General features: G+C 68.7%; 15 protein-coding genes and 2 pseudogenes. 13 read left to right on the top strand and 4 right to left on the bottom strand.

The window, feature by feature from the left end; translation table 11 throughout:
- From ACRDP3_RS04235 to ispG, 8 genes are all read left to right on the top strand, one after another.
- A partial coding sequence (locus ACRDP3_RS04235) for a flavin-containing monooxygenase (RefSeq protein WP_431515446.1) occupies positions 1 to 1045 on the top strand: 1045 nt, incomplete at its 5' end.
- A gap of 126 nt (positions 1046 to 1171) precedes the next feature.
- Positions 1172 to 2473 carry a cytochrome P450 gene (locus ACRDP3_RS04230; RefSeq protein ID WP_431515445.1) on the top strand — a complete coding sequence of 434 codons (1302 nt, stop codon included), beginning with the start codon at positions 1172 to 1174 and terminating at the stop codon, positions 2471 to 2473.
- 50 nt (positions 2474 to 2523) lie between these two features.
- Complete coding sequence (locus tag ACRDP3_RS04225) at positions 2524 to 4242, top strand: prenyltransferase/squalene oxidase repeat-containing protein (protein WP_431515444.1); 1719 nt, start codon at positions 2524 to 2526, stop codon at positions 4240 to 4242.
- Between the two features lie 24 nt (positions 4243 to 4266).
- On the top strand, positions 4267 to 5556 hold the full coding sequence (senA, locus tag ACRDP3_RS04220) for a selenoneine synthase SenA (protein WP_431515443.1): 1290 nt from the start codon (positions 4267 to 4269) through the stop codon (positions 5554 to 5556).
- Positions 5553 to 6536 (top strand): selenoneine biosynthesis selenosugar synthase SenB, encoded by a 984-nt coding sequence (gene senB / locus ACRDP3_RS04215; protein WP_431515442.1) that lies wholly within the window; start codon positions 5553 to 5555, stop codon positions 6534 to 6536. The genes senA and senB overlap by 4 nt, the downstream gene beginning before the upstream one ends.
- Before the next feature lie 54 nt (positions 6537 to 6590).
- The gene (locus tag ACRDP3_RS04210; protein WP_431515447.1) at positions 6591 to 8009 is read left to right on the top strand and encodes a DHA2 family efflux MFS transporter permease subunit; all 1419 of its coding nucleotides are present in this window, start codon (positions 6591 to 6593) and stop codon (positions 8007 to 8009) included.
- 99 nt (positions 8010 to 8108) lie between these two features.
- A complete protein-coding gene (gene dxs, locus ACRDP3_RS04205) occupies positions 8109 to 10043 on the top strand; it encodes a 1-deoxy-D-xylulose-5-phosphate synthase (protein WP_431515441.1) in 1935 nt (644 codons plus the stop codon).
- Between the two features lie 10 nt (positions 10044 to 10053).
- The gene (ispG, locus tag ACRDP3_RS04200; RefSeq protein WP_431515440.1) at positions 10054 to 11208 is read left to right on the top strand and encodes a flavodoxin-dependent (E)-4-hydroxy-3-methylbut-2-enyl-diphosphate synthase; all 1155 of its coding nucleotides are present in this window, start codon (positions 10054 to 10056) and stop codon (positions 11206 to 11208) included.
- A gap of 19 nt (positions 11209 to 11227) precedes the next feature.
- Here ispG and ACRDP3_RS04195 read toward each other — a convergent pair whose 3' ends face one another.
- The 3 genes from ACRDP3_RS04195 to ACRDP3_RS04185 are packed head-to-tail and all read right to left on the bottom strand — an operon-like array spanning position 11228 to position 13944.
- On the bottom strand, positions 11228 to 12265 hold the full coding sequence (locus ACRDP3_RS04195; protein WP_431515439.1) for a UbiA family prenyltransferase: 1038 nt from the start codon (positions 12263 to 12265) through the stop codon (positions 11228 to 11230).
- A 42-nt stretch (positions 12266 to 12307) separates the two neighbouring features.
- Positions 12308 to 13207 (bottom strand): phosphonate ABC transporter, permease protein PhnE, encoded by a 900-nt coding sequence (gene phnE, locus ACRDP3_RS04190; RefSeq protein ID WP_431515438.1) that lies wholly within the window; start codon positions 13205 to 13207, stop codon positions 12308 to 12310.
- A complete protein-coding gene (locus ACRDP3_RS04185; RefSeq protein WP_431515437.1) occupies positions 13198 to 13944 on the bottom strand; it encodes an ATP-binding cassette domain-containing protein in 747 nt (248 codons plus the stop codon). Before ACRDP3_RS04185 ends, phnE begins: the two co-directional genes overlap by 10 nt.
- 254 nt (positions 13945 to 14198) lie before the next feature.
- On the opposite strand from ACRDP3_RS04185, the gene phnD reads away from it, so the two are divergent.
- The 5 genes and pseudogenes from phnD to ACRDP3_RS04160 all read left to right on the top strand — a co-directional run.
- The gene (gene phnD, locus ACRDP3_RS04180; protein ID WP_431515436.1) at positions 14199 to 15275 is read left to right on the top strand and encodes a phosphate/phosphite/phosphonate ABC transporter substrate-binding protein; all 1077 of its coding nucleotides are present in this window, start codon (positions 14199 to 14201) and stop codon (positions 15273 to 15275) included.
- Positions 15276 to 15320: 45 nt separating this feature from the next.
- On the top strand, positions 15321 to 16013 hold the full coding sequence (locus ACRDP3_RS04175) for an L-histidine N(alpha)-methyltransferase (protein ID WP_431515435.1): 693 nt from the start codon (positions 15321 to 15323) through the stop codon (positions 16011 to 16013).
- A gap of 100 nt (positions 16014 to 16113) precedes the next feature.
- Complete coding sequence (locus ACRDP3_RS04170; protein ID WP_431515434.1) at positions 16114 to 16752, top strand: TorD/DmsD family molecular chaperone; 639 nt, start codon at positions 16114 to 16116, stop codon at positions 16750 to 16752.
- A gap of 11 nt (positions 16753 to 16763) precedes the next feature.
- Positions 16764 to 18149: a cytochrome P450 gene (locus ACRDP3_RS04165; RefSeq protein ID WP_431515433.1), complete on the top strand. Its 1386-nt coding sequence runs from the start codon at positions 16764 to 16766 to the stop codon at positions 18147 to 18149.
- Positions 18150 to 18162: 13 nt separating this feature from the next.
- Positions 18163 to 18423 (top strand): annotated as a pseudogene (locus ACRDP3_RS04160) (transposase); the annotation flags it as partial.
- 188 nt (positions 18424 to 18611) lie between these two features.
- Here the strand turns inward: ACRDP3_RS04160 and ACRDP3_RS04155 are convergent.
- Positions 18612 to 19107 (bottom strand): annotated as a pseudogene (locus tag ACRDP3_RS04155) (hypothetical protein); the annotation flags it as partial.

Raw genomic sequence — 19107 nt, 5'->3', positions numbered from 1 at the left:
CCCCCCCCACCACCTCACCGAGCAGGGCTTGCGGTTCGTCGTCCTGGAGGCGGCCGAACGCATTGGTCAGTCATGGCGGTCACGCTGGGATTCCCTGAATCTGTTCACTCCGGCCCCCTTTTCCCACTTACCCGGGATGGCATGTGCGGCGGGCAGCGGGCGCTATCAGACCAAGGACGAGCTGGCCGAGTATCTGGAGGCCTATGCTGCTCGCTTCCGGCTCCCGGTGCGTCTCGGCTGCGGTGTGGAGCGGCTCACGCGGCACGACGGCCAGTACCTGCTGACCGCAGGCGATCACAAGGTGGCCGCTCCCCATGTGGTCGTGGCCACAGGGGCATTCGGGGCCCCGTTCATGCCTGAGTTCGCCAACGCGCTCGACCCCTCGATCATGCAGCTGCACTCGAGCGACTACCGCAATCCCGACCAACTGGCCGACGGACCCGTGCTCGTGGTCGGCGCGGGGAACTCCGGAGCGGAGATCGCGCTGGAGACGGCGGGGCGTCACGAGACCTGGCTGGCCGGCCGGGACACCGGATACGTCCCTTTCCACATGGGCACATTGACTTATCGCATGATGACCAAGATCCCGGTCAACCGATGGCCGGGGCGGGCCATCGCCGCGGCGGGAACCGGCCGGGGGCACCCGCTGATCAGCGTGAGTCCAGACGACCTGAGCCGGGTGGGCGTACGGAGGGTGCCGCGAGTGGAGAGCGCCGACGGCGGGCGTCCGGTGCTGGCCGACGGTATCTGCCTCGACGTGGCCAACGTCATTTGGTCGACCGGCTACGTTCCGGACTACACCTGGGTCGACCTGCCGGCCTTTGAGCCGCACCACCACCCGCCCACCCATCGGGGCGTGGTGTGCGGCGAACCCGGCCTGTACCTGCTAGGGCTGCCCTTCCAGGCGACGGTCGCTTCCCATCTGATCGGCGGCGTCGGGAAAGACGCCGCGTACGTCGTGCGCCGGATTGTGGCGCGCAGCCGCTCGGAGGCGGGGGCCGAACGGCGCCGGCGCTCCCCGTCCGACGCGACGGCTCAGCACTGAACGGCTTCGGCAGAGCACCACAACTGGGCGCATAGATCCCAGTGTTGACGCTCTCACAAGCCGTTAGTACCGTCCGTTCTACATAGAGACATGGAATAACGTACTACGGGAGGATGTGCACGTTTCATGGGGCTCATCGAGCAAAAGCTGTTCCCGGGGAAGAAGGCGGAGGACATCCCCGCGCTGGCGAAGGCCGAGACCGAACCGACCATTGTCCCGTTCTTCGCGGACCACGACATCATGGTCAATCCCTATCCGCTCTATCAGCGGCTGTTGAGAGACAGCCCGGTACATGAGCTCGGCGATTCCGTGGTGCTGATGCGGTACGCGGACGTGTCGGCAGCGCTGCGCCACCCGAAGGTCAGCAGCGATGACGCGCACGGCGCCGGGCAGCAGAGCAGAATCGCCTCCGGAGAACTGCCGCAGAACATCGTCGACAGCCTCGGGCAGCGTTCCTTCCTGCACCGCGACCCGCCCGACCACACCCGGTTACGCGGCGTCGTGAGCGAGATGTTCACCCCACGCCGGATCGAGCGGCTGCGGCCGCTGGCGCAGCGATTGGTGGACGAAGCCATTGAGGCGACCGCCGGCCGCGGCGAGATCGAGCTGATCGAGGAACTGGCCTACCCCCTGCCCATCAAGGTCGTCTGCGAGCTGCTCGGCATCCCGGCAAAGGAGCACCTGGGCGAAGTGGCGTGGAAGCGGTCCCAGCTCTGCTGCGACTTCGAGGCCCCCGCCAGCGCCGGCGCCTGCGTCCATTACAGCGCCGGGGTACAGGACGACATGACGGCCTACTTCTCCCGGCAGATCGAGGCCAAGCGCGGTAACCCCGGCGACGACCTGCTGACCCTGATGCTCGAGGCCGAGCAGCGTGGCGAGATATCCGAGTCGGAGATCAACGATACCTGCAGGCTCATGGTGGTCGCCGGACACGAGACCACGATCAGTCTGATCACGAACGGCCTGCTGGCACTGCTGCGCAGTCCGGACCAGCTGGAGTTGCTACGCACCCGTCCTGAGCTGGCGACAGGCGCGGTCGAGGAGACACTGCGCTACGACTCCCCCATCCAGTTCACCCGCCGAGTCGCCGCCGAAGACCTCGAGATCAACGGAACCCGCGTCCGGCGCGGCACGACCATCCTGCTCTGGCTGGCGGCCGCCAACCGTGACCCCGAGCGCTTCACCGACCCCGACCGGTTCGACATCACCCGTCCCGACAGCCACCAGCATCTTGAGTTCGGTGGCGGGATCCACTACTGCCTCGGAGCCCCGCTGGCACGCATGCAGGGCGAGGTCGCGCTCGCCACGCTGGTGCGCCGGCTCGTCAATCCGGAACTCACCTTGGACCCCCCCATCTACATGCCGGACGCCGTGCACGCCATCCAGGCGATGACCGTCAAGTTCACCCAGGTCAACCCGGCCTCCTGACCGGCCGCCGGGCTCAGCGGACAGCCGCCCACCACTACGGGAGATCTGACGTGGTTTCCGAGACCCTGACCAAGCGCGTGGCCGAAGCCGTCACCGGCAGCACGGAGTTCCTGTTTGCCCGGCAGCGGGACGGCGGGGGCTGGACGGACCGACTCTCCTCCTCGGCCATCCCCACCGCGCTGGCGCTGCTCGCCCTGGCCAGGGCGGACCGTACGGCACACGAGGAGGAGATCGCCACCGGGCTGCGCTGGCTGCGGGAGAATCAGCGGGAGGACGGTGGCTGGAGCGTCGCCGACGCCGCCCCGCCGAGCGACCTCAGCGTGGCGGCCTTCGCGGTCGCCGCGCTGAAGCTGCTCGACCCCGAGGGTTCCCGCGAGAGCCTAGACCGGGCCAAGTCGTACATCGACGCCGAGGGCGGCGAAACCGCGCTCTTCCCGAACGTCAGGACCTGGCGCGAACTGGCCGCCATCTGCTGGTCGATGGAAGGGCTCCGGGGCCCGCAGGAGCAGCCCGTCCAGCCGCTCGAGGTCATTCTCATGCCGGCCCCGTTACGCAACCGGGCTTCCATCGCGCTGCCGGGCGTCATCGCCCTCGGCATCGCCCAGTCGCGGATGCTGCCGGCCGCCTTCCCCCGCAGGGTCGTGCGGCGGGCGGCGGAGGCCCGGGGCCTGGAGTGGCTCCGGGCGGTCATGGCCTCCAACGGCGGCATCGAGGAGTGCCCGCTGATGTCCGCGCTCATCTATACGAGCCTCAATATCGCCGGCGATGACATTGGATCCGACATCCAGCAGGGCTGCCTGGAATATCTCCGCGAGACCCGAAGGCCGGACGGCTCCTGGGCCATCGACCGGGACCTGGAGCTCGCGGTGACCTCCTACGTCGTCTTCGCACTCGCCGAAACCTCGGACGTGGCGATGGATCCGCGCCTGCGCCCGACCCGTCAGTGGCTGCTGAAGAACCAGTGGAACGCTCCCTTCGATCCGCTGAAGCTGCCGGCGGGCGGCTGGTCGTGGGCGGGTCCGTCCGGCTGGCCGGAGTCCGAGGACACCGCGGTGGTGCTGACCGCGCTGCTGAAACTGGGGCTGCCGAAGAAGCATCCCGCGGTGCGTAAGGCGCTGCGCTGGCTCAACTCCATGCAGAACAAGGACGGCTCCTGGTCTGAGTGGATCCGCGGCTCCTCGATGGTGCACGACGGTCCGTGCCCCGGCGTCACCTCGTATGTAGTGCAGGCCTTCGACCAGCTGGGCCTCGAACGCGCGCCGGGGTCGCGGACCGCGCGAGCCCTTGAGTACTACGAGAAGCTGCAGGAGCCGGACGGCTCGCTGGCATCGCTGTGGTTCCGAGACGCCACCCACGGCACGGCGAAGGTCCTGGAGACCTACGCCCAGCTCGGCAAGGTCACGGACCCCGTGCCCGCGCGGGCGCAGGCGTGGCTCCTTGACAGCCAGCGCCCGGACGGCGCCTGGCCGGCGAAGGCCGTCGAGGGGGCGCCGACCGGCGGCACCGTGGAGGAGACGAGCTGGGCACTGTACTCGCTGCTGCGGGCGGGAGTCTCCCCCTGGGACGAGCGGCTCGTCCGAGCCGTGGAGTGGCTCGTCGAACAGCAGGACCCCCGCGGGACCTGGCGGGAGAGCGTCGTGGGCCTCTATTACGACCAGCTCTATTACAGCGACGACCTGATCGCCCATACGTCCGCGCATCGGGGCCTCGGGCGCTGGCTGGCCATGGCCGGCGCGAGTACCTCGGCGGCAGCCCAGGTACAGCCCTGACGAGCAACCGACCCGGGAGCTGACATGCGATTCCACTCACCCGAGCCCGAGACGCTCGCCCATTGGGTGCTCGACGGATGCGAGCGCGCCATCCAGCTGGTGGCCGACCTCGACGATGACCAGATGGTCGGGCCGCTGCTTCCTACGGTGAACCCGCTGATCTGGGAGATCGGCCACGTGGCCTGGTTCCAGGAGAAGTTCGTGCTGCGCGACGCCGGCGGCCGGGCTCCGCTCCTCGCGCACGCCGACGCGCTCTACGACTCGGGCGCTATCCCCCACGACACTCGCTGGTGGCTGAAGCTGCCGTCGCGGGAGCGGACCATCGCGTACATGCGGGAAGTGGCGGAACAAGTCGTCGAGGAGGTCACGCACCCGCACGCCACCGACATCGTGCGCCACTTCGCCCGCTACACCGTCCACCACTACGACACCCACACGGAGGCGTTCACCTACACCCGGCAGAACCTGGGCTACCCCGCTCCGGCGCTGCCCGGCCTGACCGACGCCGAATCACCTGGGGCCGCCGGGGCACTGCCCGGCGACATCCGGCTCGACGGTGGCGAGTTCCTGCTGGGCGCGGTCCGCGATGACCCCTTCGTCTACGACAATGAGAAATGGGGCCACCGAACGAAGGTGGCGCCGTTTGCCATTGCGCGGGCACCGGTCACTCAAGAGGAGTTCGCCGCCTTCGTCGACGACGGCGGCTATGAAGACCCTCGGCTGTGGTCGGACAGCGGGGAATGGCTCGCCGCGACCGGCGCCCGGCACCCGGTCTACTGGCGCCGCGCAGCGAACGGCTGGGAACGACGGCACTTCGATACCTGGATCGCCCTCGAACCGCACCTGCCGGTGCACTACGTGTGCTGGTGGGAGGCGGACGCGTACTGCCGGTGGGCGGGCCGTCGGCTGCCGGGCGAGGCGGAGTGGGAGTTTGCCGCCACCGGCGGGCTGACACCCAAGCCGCCGTATCCGTGGGGCGACGGCGAGCCCGACGCGAAGGCCGCGGCGACGGATTGGCACGGCAACGGCCCCGCCGACGTGGCCGCGTGCCCGGCAGGTGACAGTCCGACCGGCTGCCGGCACATGATCGGCAACGTCTGGGAGTGGACGGCCGACGACTTCCGCGCCTACCCCAATTTTGAACGGGACTCCTACGCCGAGAACTCCGAGCAGTTCTTCGGCAGCCGCAAGGTGCTGCGCGGCGGCTCCTGGGCCACCCGGGCCCGGTACGTGCGCACCACCATGCGTAACTATTTCACCCCTGACCGGCGTGACGTACTCGGCGGCTTCCGCACCTGCGCGGTCGAAAGATGATTCTCATCATCACCCCCGCCGGGACCGACAACACCCACGGCAACGGCGTGTCCGCACGGCGGTGGGCGGAGGTCCTGCGAGGGCTCGGGCACCGCGTCAAGGTCGCCGACGACTACCGGCCGGGGGCATACGACGCGCTCCTCGCGCTGCACGCCCGCAAAAGCGCGTCCGCTGTGCGCGTCTTCAGCCGGGAGCACCCGCGGGCGCCCATCGTGCTCGCCCTCACCGGTACGGACCTCTACCCGGACCTCGCCACCGCGGGCGTGGACCCGGCGGTGCTCGATCTCGCCGACCGGCTGATCGTGCTGCAGCCCCGCGGCATGGACCAGCTGCCGCCCGCCCTCGTCCCGCGCACCAGGGTCATCGTGCAGTCCGTGCCCCGGATACCGCTCACTCCCCCGCGCCCGGACTGCTTCGAAGTGGCGTTCCTGGCGCACGTACGGCCGGTGAAGGACCCCCTGCGCCTGATCGAGGCGGTGGGGCTGCTGCCCGCCGACTCCAGTATCCGCGTCTCGCACGCCGGTGCATCGCGAGACCCGGCGCTGGCCGCCGAGCTCACTGCCGCCGCGGCCGGCACCGGCCGCTACGACTGGCTCGGCCCGCTGCCCCGCCACCAGGCGTTGTCCGTGCTCGCGCGCAGTCGGCTGTTGGCACTGACGTCATTGCACGAAGGCGGTGCCAATGTGGTCTCGGAGGCGCTCGCCGCCCGGGTCCCCGTCATCTCGACCGCCATCCCGGGCTCCATCGGCCTCCTCGGTGATAATTATCCGGGCTATTTCCCGGCCGGAGACACCGCAGCGCTCGCGGAAATTCTTTATGCCGCGGAGAAGGACTTCCACGGATTCCACCGAAGGCTCTGCGCCTGCTGCATGGAAATCGCGCCCATCGTCGAACCGGAGCGCGAGCGTGCCGCCTTCGCGGAGCTGCTGTCCGACCTCTTGCCGCGCGCTGCGCGGGAGCGTGACTCCGCCATTACCTAACGGAATACGAACGGAGTCCGGACCGTCATGTCCTTCCCTCCCCAGTTGCGCCGGGTGCTCGTCGTCACGACTCTCAGCTCCTTCCTGGCCTTCCTCGACTCCACGATCGTCAACGTGGCGCTGCAGTCCCTCTCGCGGACCATGGACACCTCGCTGTCCACCGTTCAGTGGCTGATCACCGCCTACCTGCTGGCCCTGGCGGCAGCACTGCCGACGGCGGGGTGGGCGTCGGATCGGTTCGGCGCGAAGCGGGTGTACCTGTGGTCCGTTGCCGGCTTCACCTTGGGATCTCTCGCCTGCGGCCTCGCCACCTCCATTGGGCAGTTGATCGCCTTCCGCGCCATTCAGGGCGGAGCGGCGGCACTGGCGACATCAGTGGCCACGATGCTCGCGGTGCGCGCGGCAGGGCCGGAGCTGATTGCCAAGGTCATGAGCGTCACCGGCGTACCGACCGTCCTTGCGCCGATTGTCGGCCCCGCCATCGGCGGCCTGCTGCTCGAGCACGCCGGTTGGCGGTGGATATTCCTGATCAACGTACCCATCGGCGCCGCGATCGTGGCCATGAGCCTGCGTCTGCTGCCACCCGAAGCCGACAGCGGGCAGGGCACCCGCCTGGACGTGCCCGGCCTGGCCACTCTGGCGATGGCCTGCGTCGGCCTCACCTACGGGCTCGCCGAGCTGGGCGAGGGCGGGGATCTCGCCGCGACCGCGGTGCTGTTGCCTGTCGGCGCAGGGCTCGCTCTGCTTGCGGCCTTCGTTGTGCATGCACTGCGGTCCCCGGCACCCCTGCTCGATCTGCGGCTGCACCGCATTCCCAGGTTCGCCGCTGCTGCAGTCACCAACTTCTGCCTCGGCGCGGTCACCTTCGGCGCGTTCATGCTGCTGCCGCTGTACTTTCAGATCGCCCGCCACGAGAACACCGTCGACACCGGCCTGCTGTTGATCCCCCAGGGCGTCGGCACGGCAATCGCCATCGCGTTCAGCGCTAAGCTGACCAAGGCCCTCGGCACCGGCCGGACCGCATTACTGGGCGGACTGATCAGCGTGGTGGGCACTGTGCCGTTCGTGCTGATCGCGGAGAACACGTCGTACTGGCTGCTCGGCGTGGCCATGGTGGTACGCGGCATGGGGATCGGCGCGGCGATCGTGCCCGCCATGACCGCGGCCTACGTCGTAGTTCCGCCGACGGCCATCGCCGATGCCACGGTGCAGCTCAGCGTGTTGCAGCGGATAGCCGGTTCACTGAGCACCGCGGTCTTCGCCGTGGTGCTGCAGAACGAGCTGGCCGGGGCTGCCACCCCCGGTGCCCAGGCGGACGGGTTCGGCACCGTCTTCTGGTGGGTCTTGGCGACCGGACTGTGCGCTGCGGCGCCGATGCTCCTACTGATCGCGGCGGAGCGGAGGGACGCACGGGCGGCGGCGCCCGGGAACGAAGACACAATGCCGGACGCAGCGGACCGGAAGGCTTGGTAATGGCCGAGCCCTGGGGTGTTCCGCTGAAATCGACATCAGTGGCGACCGGACATACACGCCCCTACCGTGGGCGAATCTATTCGCGGAGGTGAGCCGTCTATGGGCCTGCTGGAGAAGCTGAATGACCCAGCGGATTTGCGAATGCTGGATTCTTCGCAGTTACCGGAACTGGCAGCAGAGATCCGTAACTTCCTGGTGACAAAGGTGTCAAAGACGGGCGGACATATCGGACCAAATCTCGGCGTTGTTGAGCTGACCATCGCGCTGCACCGGGTATTCGACTCGCCGCGCGACCGCCTGCTGTTCGACACCGGCCACCAGGCCTATGTGCACAAACTGCTGACCGGCCGCCGGACGGGATTCGAGCGGCTGCGGCAGCGCGATGGCCTGTCCGGATACCCGAGCCGGGCGGAGTCCGAACACGACCTCATCGAGAACTCCCACGCCTCCACCGCCCTGTCGTACGCCGACGGGCTCGCCAAGGCCCACCAGCTGCGCGGGCTCGACGGCCGTGTCGTCGCCGTCGTCGGCGACGGCGCCCTGACCGGCGGGATGGCCTGGGAAGCACTCAACAACATTGCGGCCTGTGAGGACCGCCCTGTGGTGATCGTCGTGAACGACAACGGCCGGTCCTACGCACCGACCATCGGCGGCTTCGCCAGCCACCTCGCTTCGCTGCGGCTGGATCCCGGCTACGAGAATGCGCTCAGCTTCGTGAAGCGGGTGATGCCGCAGGCACCGGTGGCGGGCGCGGCGGTCTACGAGGCGCTGCACGCCCTCAAGAAGGGCCTCAAGGACGCCCTCGCCCCGCAGGCGATGTTCGAGGACCTGAGCCTCAAGTACGTCGGTCCGGTCGACGGCCACGATCTGCGTGCTCTGGAGGACGCGCTGTGTGCGGCCCGCTCGTACGGCCGGCCGGTCATCGTGCACTGCGTCACCCAGAAGGGGCGTGGCTACCCGCCCGCGGAGAGCCACGCCGAGGACTGCTTCCATGGCCCCGGCGCCTTCGACCCGGTGACGGGCCGGCCGCGGGTATCCGCGAGCACCTCATGGACCAAGGTGTTCGGCTCCGAGTTGGTGCAGGCCGGGGCGGAGCGGTCGGACATCGTGGCGCTGACGGCGGCCATGCTGCACCCGACCGGGCTCGCCCCCTTCGCAGAGGCGTACCCCGACCGGATCTTCGATGTGGGCATCGCCGAGCAGCATGCGGTCACGTCAGCGGCAGGTCTGGCCATGGGCGGGCTGCACCCCGTGGTGGCCGTGTACGCCACCTTCCTCAACCGCGCGTTCGATCAGGTCCTCATGGACGTGGCGCTGCACCGGTTGCCGGTCACGCTGGTCCTCGACCGCGCGGGCGTGACCGGCAGCGACGGGCCAAGTCACAACGGCATGTGGGACCTGTCGATCCTGCAACTGGTTCCCGGCCTGCGGCTTGCCGTCCCGCGCGACGGCAGCCGGTTACGCGAGCTGTTCCGCGAGGCCATCGCGGTCGCCGATGCCCCCACCGCGATCCGCTTCCCCAAGGGCGCTGTGGCGGAGGACATCGACGCTGTCGGCAAGCTCGGTGGCATGGACGTCCTCCTGCGAGCCGCAGGACTGGCACGGCTCGATGGCGGGTCCGAAGATGTCCTCCTCGTCGGCGTCGGCGTCATGGCCGGTGTCTGTGTGGAGGCCGGTCGATTGCTCTCCGCCCAGGGCCTCGGCATCACCGTCGTCGATCCGCGGTGGGTCAAGCCCTTGGACCCCGCGCTCCTCCGGGCGGCCCGCAGCCACGGGCTGGTCGTCGTCGCCGAGGACAGCGGACGCGTAGGCGGCACCGGCGACGCGGTAGCCAGGGCCCTGCGCGACGCGGCGGTGGCCACACCCGTACGGACCTACGGCATCCCCCAGGAGTTCCTGGAGCACGCCGGCCGAAACGAGATCCTCGCCGACGTCGGCCTGACGGCGCAGAGCCTGGCCGACTCCATCGCCAAGCTCGTCCAGATCCCGCTCGACACATCCGGCGACGGCCGATCCGTCCCCCTGCACGCGTGAGGAGACCGCCATGCCCAGTGTCAACCTCGGCATGCCCAGTACCGCATCTCGACCGGCGCAAAGGCGGCTGTCCCGTCCAATTCAAGTCGGGCCGGTGGGCGTGGGCGGCGACCACCAGATATCGGTGCAGTCGATGACCACAACCGTGACAGCCGATGTGGACGCGACTCTGCGGCAGATCGCCGAACTCACCGCCGCGGGGTGCCAGATCGTCCGGGTGGCGGTACCCACGCAGGACGATGCCGACGCGTTGCCGCAGATCGCGCGCAAGTCGCAGATCCCCGTCGTCGCCGACATCCACTTCCAGCCGCGGTACGTCCTCGCGGCCATTGACGCCGGCTGCGCCGCGGTCAGGGTCAACCCGGGCAACATCAAGAAGTTCGACGACAAGGTGAAGGAGATCGCGGAAGCGGCCTCCGACGCCGGCGTCCCGATCCGCATCGGGGTCAACGCGGGCTCACTCGACAAGCGGCTGTTCGCCAAGCACGGCAAGGCCACTGCGGAGGCGCTGGTGGAGTCGGCGCTGTGGGAGTGCGCTCTCTTCGAGCAGCACGACTTCCGGGACCTCAAGATCTCGGTGAAGCACAACGACCCTGTCGTCATGATCGATGCGTATCGCCGGCTGGCCGCCCAGTGCGACTACCCGCTGCACCTCGGTGTCACCGAAGCGGGGCCCGCGTTCCAGGGCACCGTGAAATCCGCTGTCGCCTTCGGAGTGCTGCTCGCGGAGGGCATCGGCGACACCATCCGCGTCTCGCTGTCGGCGCCGCCCGTGGAGGAGGTCAAGGTCGGGCTGCAGATTCTCGCGTCGCTCGGCCTGCGCCGGCGCGGCCTCGAGATCATCTCCTGCCCGTCTTGCGGACGCGCGCAGGTGGACGTGTACCGGCTCGCCGACGAGGTGAACGCCGCTCTGGCCGGCTTTCCGGCACCGCTGCGCGTGGCGGTGATGGGCTGCGTCGTCAACGGCCCGGGCGAGGCCCGCGAGGCGGACCTCGGCGTCGCGTCGGGAAACGGCAAGGGGCAGATCTTCGTCAAGGGGGAAATCGTCAGGACAGTCCCGGAGTCGCAGATCGTGGCGACGCTCGTCGAAGAGGCCGCCCGCCTCGCGGAGGAGATGGGCATTGACCCGAGCGGTGCGGACGACGCACCGGGCGAGGCGCCTTGACCGACACGTTGCGGGCCCCTCACAGAACGCGGGAGTGGCCCGCCGCCTTCTTCCGCCATCCCTTGCGATCCGGTTGATAGCTCCGCCGCATGATCGCGAGGGACGCGACAATCGCGGCTGCTGCAGAGGGGAGGAAGAGCAGGATTCCGACCAGCACAGAGGTCGCCGTCGCCACCAGAGCGGACGTCAGCACCAGCCGCTCGATCACCAGCAGTTCATGGGCCCTGAGCCCGGTCAGCCGCGGGATGGGCCGGGGGCTGCGGATCAGCATGGCCGCCGAGATGACCGCCATGACGATTGCGATCGTCAGGAAGGCGCCGTACGCGAGTGACGACACCCGCTCGAGCGTCGGCGCGTAGCCGAGCGCCAGGCCCACCCACGATGCACCAAAGGCCAGCATCAGCAACAGCGATGCACCGTCACCGTGCCGTACCGGGAACGTGCGGCAGCCACCCTCACGGTCGCCTTCCCGGTCGCAGATCGCGCCGACCACGTTGGAGCCGGAGTCGTGCATCCAGAAGATCAGCGCGATCGGCAGCAGCTCCGCCTGTAGGGAGGAGTGTGTGGCCAGCGTGCCAGTGACGAACGCCATGGCGGTGACGCCACCGCGGGTGATGTTCCCAAAGACCCCCTTGCCTTTCAGGTAGGCGTTGTAGCTGACGCCAAGTCCGAGCGTGATGAACACGACCAGCACGTTGAGGGGGTTGAGCACTGCGGCGATCACCAGCCCGAGCAGTACGCACAACACCATGCCGGCGAAGGCGCTGCGCGCGCTGACGCGGCCCGAGGGCACGGGCCGCTGCGGCTTCGCGGTCGCGTCGAGGTCCCGGTCGAAGAAGTCGCCGCCGTACATGGCCGCGAGCCAGCCCATGGTCGGTGCCAGCCACGCCCCGATCACCCGCCACAGGGCGGGGTCGTCCGTCGCCAGCAGTGCGCCGGCCACGCCGACCAGTCCGGCGTAGGAGAACAGATCCAAGCGCCAAATCTCGACATGCGCGAGAAGCCGCGCCTTCAGCCCCATGGACTTCCGGTTCGGCTGGGGACTCACCTGTGACATGCCTGGGTCCTTGTCTGCTAGGAGCCTGCGGTCCGGTGCCGGTCAGCGGGTCTCCGCGCCCAGCGCCCGGCGCAGCCACCGGGAGATCTGGTCGACGCCGAGAACGAGGATGAGCACGGTGATGAGCAGAGTGGCGAGCTCGTCGTACCGGAAGAGGGAGAGCGCGATCCCCAGGGCCTGCCCAATGCCGCCGGCGCCGACGAACCCGACCACGGCGGAGCTGCGGATATTGCATTCCCATTGGTAGAAGAGCAGCGACACGATGCCGTTGCGACTCTGCGGGATGATGGCCAGAAGCGTGGTTGCCGACCGCGAGGCACCGGTCAGTCGCATTGCCTCGACAGGGCCGGGGTCGATGGCCTCCATCTGTTCGGAGGAGAGTTTCGCCAGCAGCCCGGCGGCATGCAGCGCCACGGCGTACACCCCCGCGGCAGGGCCCAGCCCCACCGTCGCCACGAACAGCAGCGCCCACAGCAACTCCGGCACGCCGCGCAGCAGTGCGGCCAGCACGCGGGCGCCGGCGGCGATCCAGCGGGGGGCCCGGACGTTGCCGGCGATCAGGACCCCGAGCGGCAGTCCGATGGCCGCCCCGAGGAACAGGGCCGTGATGGAGATCTGCAGCGTCTCCAGAGTCGCGGTCAGCACCTTTGACAGCAGCGACCCGCTCAAGTCGGGGGGAAACAGGCCGGACAGCAGGCGCGCCGCGCCCTCTCTGCCCTCGATGAGCGAGGCGAGGCCCACGCCGGTGCCGTGAACCGACCAGATGGTGACCGCCACGGCCAGCAGCGCGATGAGCCGGCCACGGCGACGGCGCCGGGTCCGCGGTGGCGCCGCGGGGGGTAAGTGGGCAGGCTCGTCATCGGCTTTGGTCGCCGGCGATGGCGGGGAGGGATCCGTCGGTGGCGGGGGCGGACGCAGCAGCGTGGAGAGCGTCAGACGCATGCCGGCACCTCGCCCGGCGCGTATATGCCGTCGAGGATGTCCTGGCCGGGTGGTGGTCCGTCGTACTGAATGCCTCCGTCGCGCAGGGCGACCACCCGTGGGAACCTCGCGGCAACGGAGAGGTCATGGGTTGCGGCGATCACCGTGCGGGTGGACTCCAGCACGCCGTCGATCACGATGTCGGTGTTGTGGGGGTCGAGACCGGCGGTGGCTTCGTCAGCCAGGAGCAGCTGTGGTTGATGAAGAAGAGCCCGGACGAGCGCGATGCGCTGGCGCTGGCCGCCGGACAGCTTCTGCACCTGTGCCGGCAAGCAGTCCTCGACGCCGTAGTGCTGGGCGAGGAGCTGCAGCGCGGCGCTGTAGCGGCGCGGAGCGCGTCCCCGGGCCAGGGCGAGCCAGTCCGCCGGCCGCCATTGGGGCGTGGTCGACATGAGCGCGTTGGTCCTGCCCGTCAACACGGCGATCAGATCGTCGCGTTGGCGCACACAGCCGGTGCGGCGGCGCAGCCAGGAAACCTCGTCCGGGGATCCGAGCGGGTTCCTGCCGCCAACGCGGACCTTGCCTGCCGGAAGCTCGACGGCCCCGAGCAGGAGTCGGAGCAGGGTGGTCTTACCCGATCCGGACGGGCCGAGCAACGCGACGTGTTCACCGGCCTCGATGGTGAGACTGACCTCGCCCAGGACGCGCACGGCGGGGTTGTCGAATTCAACGGTCACATGGTGCACCGAGACATCCACCTGTGTCAGACCTCCGGGCGCACACGGGCCCGGAGGCCGTGATCAAGAGAAGGGAACGCAGGAGGGGGTACCAGATCACTCATCCCAATCCCTCGTGGTTGGCGAGCAACATCGATGGGCGCTGGCTGGGGAGTGTGTCCAAGATCACTAAAACCTACCATCTAATGATGCAAGGAGTAAAGGAGTTTGCACGCCGCAGGCGCTGCGCCGCAGGTCGAACCGATCCTGCGGGAACTTCGTGACACCCCTTCACGATGAAGTCACTTCTTTGTTACGCTCCGCCCGCTGGCTGGCTGGAAGATCCGTCGAAGGGATCCTGGTACTGCGGGATACCCCGGTCCTCGTTGCGCCCACGCGCGTGCATCGCGCACCGGGGCGGCAAGCGCCGGCCGCGGAGTCGGGTTCCTCTATCCAAAGGGGAGCGGACGATGAGACGTGCCATAGCCGGGCTGTTACTCATGGTGCTGACGGGCTCGTCAGCAGCGTGCGGTGACAGTCGAGCGGCGACAAACGACCGCGGAATCCCCGCTGAGCTGCGGGTGGGGATTATCCCGAGCGTTTCTCCCGACGAGCAGAAGGCCCACTACGAACCACTCGCTGATTACCTCTCCAAGTCGCTCGACACCGAGGTCGAGCTCTTCACCGCCAGCGACTACGCGGGTGTGGTGGAAGCCCTCGCCTCGAAACGCATCGACGTGGCCTACCTGGGAGGCCTGACCTACGCCCAGGCTGAGCGACAGGTGAAGCTGACGCCCATGGTCACGGAGATCGACCCGGAGACCAGCACCCGCAAGTACGAGTCCGCCATCGTGGTCCGGAAGAACTCCGACTGGCACTCCGTAAAGGAACTGCTGGGCAGCAACCCGACCTTCGCCTTTGGCGACGTGAGCTCGACCTCCGGCAGCCTCTACCCGCGCATCATGCTCATCGACGCCGGCGCGAAGTGCGATGCGGGTGAGCCGACGTCTTGCCCGCCTCTCTCCAAAGTGACCTTCGCCGGTGGCCATGACGCCGTCGCCCAAGCAGTCGCCGCGGGCAAGGTCGACGCCGGCGGGCTGGAGGCAAGGATCCTGCACCGCCTCCAGAAGGAGGGGTCGGTGCCGAAGGACGCGTTCCGAACCATCGGATCGCGGCACGTCATGGGATACCCCTGGGCGGCGCGGTCCGCTCTGGGGGACGAGGCGATCGGTGAGATCACCAAAGCCTTCCAGACGATGGACGACCCCGAACTGCTCGATCTCATGCATGCGAAGAGGTACGCCCGCGTGACCGCGGATGACTACGCGGAGATCCGCAGCAGCGGTAAGAAGCTCGGACTCGTTTCCGACTAGCGCCGCCAGTCCCCAGTCCGCGCATCACTGCAGGAGGGAGACACAGTGCCGTTGCTGGAGATCACCAGCTTCATCACGCCGGAGGATCTGGAAGAGGAGCTCAGGAAAGACGTCGTCGACGGCCTCACCGGCGACCCGAAGGAACTCCCGCCGAAGTGGTTCTACGACAACCGCGGCAGTGAGCTCTTCGAGGAGATAACACGGCAGGAGGAGTACTACCCCACCCGCCGCGAGCGCGCCCTGCTCATACGGCACGCCGCCGATATCGCCCAGGCCGCTCAGTCCGCCGCCCTGCTGGAGTCAGGGGCCGGTTCGGGGGAGAGAGCCCGCATCCTGATCGATTCGATGCTTGCAACAGGCACCCTCGAGACCTATCAGCCCGTCGATGTCAGCGTGGAGTTCCTGCGGCAGTCCGCGCGCCGGATGGCGGCGGAATACCCAGAGCTGCGCATCGCGGGGATCGCCGCGGACCATGACCGGCACCTGCACCTGATCACGACCGCGGACCGCCGTCTGACCGCGTTTCTGGGGAGCACGATCGGCAACTTGGCACCTCCGGAACGAGGCAGGTTCCTGCGTTCCCTTCGGGCGATCATGGCGTCCGGCGACACGCTGCTGCTCGGCGTCGACCTGGTCAAGGAACCCGACCGAAGCAGACCCCCGCGGCCACCTCCGGCTATGACAAGGCCGGACCGCACGATCCGGACCTGGACCCGCTGTGGTGGTCCGGCGCGCTGAGCGTCCCGCAGAACGACCTGCTGCCCATCTACCCCGACCCCGTCGCCGGCGGTCAGGCCTACCACGACAGCGTCGTGCGGATACGAAAGGTGTGATCGACGTGCCCTCGCCCACGGTGCCCGCCGAGCGATCGTACTCCTACGCCGGGCTTCTCACCCTGGCGAGCCGGCTCCTCGCCCGCGAGGTCGACACCGCGCTGTACCGCCGCCTGCTGGACTCGGACGCCTACCGCGCGGACGGGCAGCTGCTCCTGCTGGAGCCGCGGCACGTCGAGGCGGGTGAGACCGCCGCACTCGAGGACCTCACCGCGGAGTACTGCCGGCTGTTCATCGGACCCGAGCCCGCCTGCCCCGCGTACGCGTCCACCCACCGCGGCGAGGTGAAGCTCGGCGGCCGGTCGGCGGCCGCTATGGATGACTTCATGCGGCGGTACGGCCCCGGCGTGGCAGTCGGGGAATGGGACGCCGTCCTCGACAGCGACCACCTGTCGGTCGAACTCGCACTGCTCGCCCACCTCTACCGGGTGGCGGCAGACGGGGAGCCAGGGACGGAACTCACGGACCCAAGTCCGTGGGCCGCCGCGGACGAGCTCCTGAACGAGCACATCCACCCCTGGGCTGACAGCTATCTCCGGGAGTTGGAGACCGTGGCTCGACTGGCACCGTACAACGTCATCGCCTGCCTGGTGCAGGGCGTGCTCGCCGAGGCGGCCGACTGGACAGCGGTCGGACTCGGATAGGGGAAACGGCTGTGGACACGAGAGGGATCCCGCATCCATCGCGGAGACTGCCGCTGCTCGGAGACGTGCTCGCCGCGAACCCGCGCACGCCGGTGCAGGCATCGATACGCCTCGCCAGGGAGCTCGGTCCCATCTATTCGGGAAAACTGCTGCGCTGGGAGCTGCTCGTAGTCTCCAGCGCCGAACTGAGCGCCGAGCTCTCCGACGAGACCCGCTTCACCAAGCACGTCAGCCTGAGCCTCGCCAACCTCCGCGCGGTCACCGGGGACGGCCTGCTGACGGCCTACAACAGCGAGCCGAACTGGCGCCTGGCGCACGCCATTCTGCTCCCCGCTTTCGGACGCCAGGCCATGCACGGCTACCACCCGACCATGCTGGGAGTGGCTAAGGAGCTGCTGGCCTCCTGGGATCAGCACATCGACGGAGCGCCCGTCGATGTGGCGGCAGACATGACCAGGCTGACGCTGGAGACCATCGGCCGGACCGGCTTCGGTTACAGGTTCGGCTCATTCGCGCGCGAGGAACCCCATCCCTTCGTCACCTCCATGAATGACGCGCTGCGGCAAGCGCACAGATCGGCCGTCCAGCTGCCGTTGTTCGGCCGGCTCTTCGGCAATCGCCTCAACCGCCAGGTGAGCTATATGAACCGCCTGGTGGACGAGGTGATCCGCATGCGCCGCGAGTGTCCAGACCCGGACGACCGGGACCTGCTGGGACTGATGCTCCAGGAGCGCCACCCGGAGACCGGCGAGCGGCTTACGGATCTCAACATCCGCAATCAAGTGATCACCTTTCTGATCGCTGGGCATGAGACGACCGCCGGCGCGCTCTCCTTCGCGCTGTATTACCTCACCCGCAACCCGGAGGCTCTGCGCAAGGCGCAGTCGGAGGTGGACGCCCTATGGGGTGAAAGCGGCGATCCCGAACCGTCGTATGACGAGGTCGTCAAGCTGCGTTACGTGCGCCGCGTGCTGGACGAGTCGCTGCGGCTGTGGCCCACCGCGCCGGCGTACGCCCGGATGGCCCGCGACGACACCCTCCTTGACGGTCGGTACCCGATGCGCGCCGGGGAGTGGGCGATGGTGCTACTCAACGCCCTGCACCGCGATCCGTCCGTATGGGGACCGGACCCCGAGGCCTTCGACCCGAACCGCTTCAGTCCGGAGCGGGTTCGTCAGCGCCCCGCGCATTGCTACAAGCCGTTTGGCACGGGGGAACGCTCCTGCATAGGTCGGCAATTCGCCATCCACGAGGCAGTGCTCGTGCTCGGCCTGCTGGTGCACCGCTACGAGCTGAGTCCCGAGCCGGATTACCAGCTGCGCATCAGCGAACAGGTGACCCTGAAGCCGGACGGTTTCCTGCTGACTCTCCGAAGGCGGGCGGGCCGGCGGCGATGACACGTCAGAGTTCAAGCGGGATGCGGTGGCACTGGTTCGCTCGTCAGGGCGGAATGTCACCGAGGTCGCCCGGGAACTCGGTGTGAGCCCCGAGGGTCTTCGCGGCTGGGTGAAGCAGGCGAAGATTGACGGCGGCGAGGGGGCGCCCGGCGCGCTGACCACGGCGGAAAAGGAAGGGCTCAAGCGGCTGCGCAGGGAGAGCCGGGAACAGCAGCAGACCATCGAGATCTTGAAAAAAGCCGCGGCCTTCTTCGCGAAGGAGTCGATGAAGTAGGCACGCTGTGCCGCTTCATCGACGCGGAGAAGGCCACCGAGGCCAACCCCTTCGGCTACAGCGTCGCCCTGCTGTGCCGAGTCACGGGGATCAACCGCTCCACCTTCTACTCCTGGCTGGCGGCCCGGCCGGCAGCGGGTGGAGGAGGAGTTGGCCGATGAGATCGCGAGATCCACGGCTCTTCACGGGGGGTCGTTCTTCTCACTCGGGGTTCGGAGAGCGGTTTTCAGGAAGTCTTGGACGTCCTTCTGGTGCGGGTTGATCAATGCAATAACCTTCTCGGGGCGCTCGCCATGCAGCACCCCGCGGTCTAGGCCGGACGCGACGAGGAAGTCTCGGCTGCGGGCGAGGGCCCGCTCGACCTCGGCCGCGCTCATCCAGCCGACCGCCCCGGCCTTCGGCACGGTGATCCCCGCCGCTCCGCTCGCCGCCGACGAGCCGCGGAACGGCTCCTCCATGGTGGGGCGTTGGGCCGCCTCCGCCGGGGGTGCCTGGGTCGGGCGGGCGGTCTCGGCCACCAGCGGCGGGGAGTCAGCGCTGGCGAACAGGTTCACTATTCGCCCCGGCGCGAGCGCCACCACCAGCAGCACCAGCGAGGCCAGCAGCCCGACCACGTACCAGCCCGTGCGCCGCTTGGGCCGCGCGGGCGTGTAGCTGCGCCAGCCCTCCAGGCCGCGGCCGGGC

It is taken from the genome of Streptomyces sp. (genome assembly GCF_050698815.1).
GTDB lineage: Bacteria > Actinomycetota > Actinomycetes > Streptomycetales > Streptomycetaceae > Streptomyces.
This window is presented reverse-complemented; position numbering and strand designations above follow the sequence as displayed.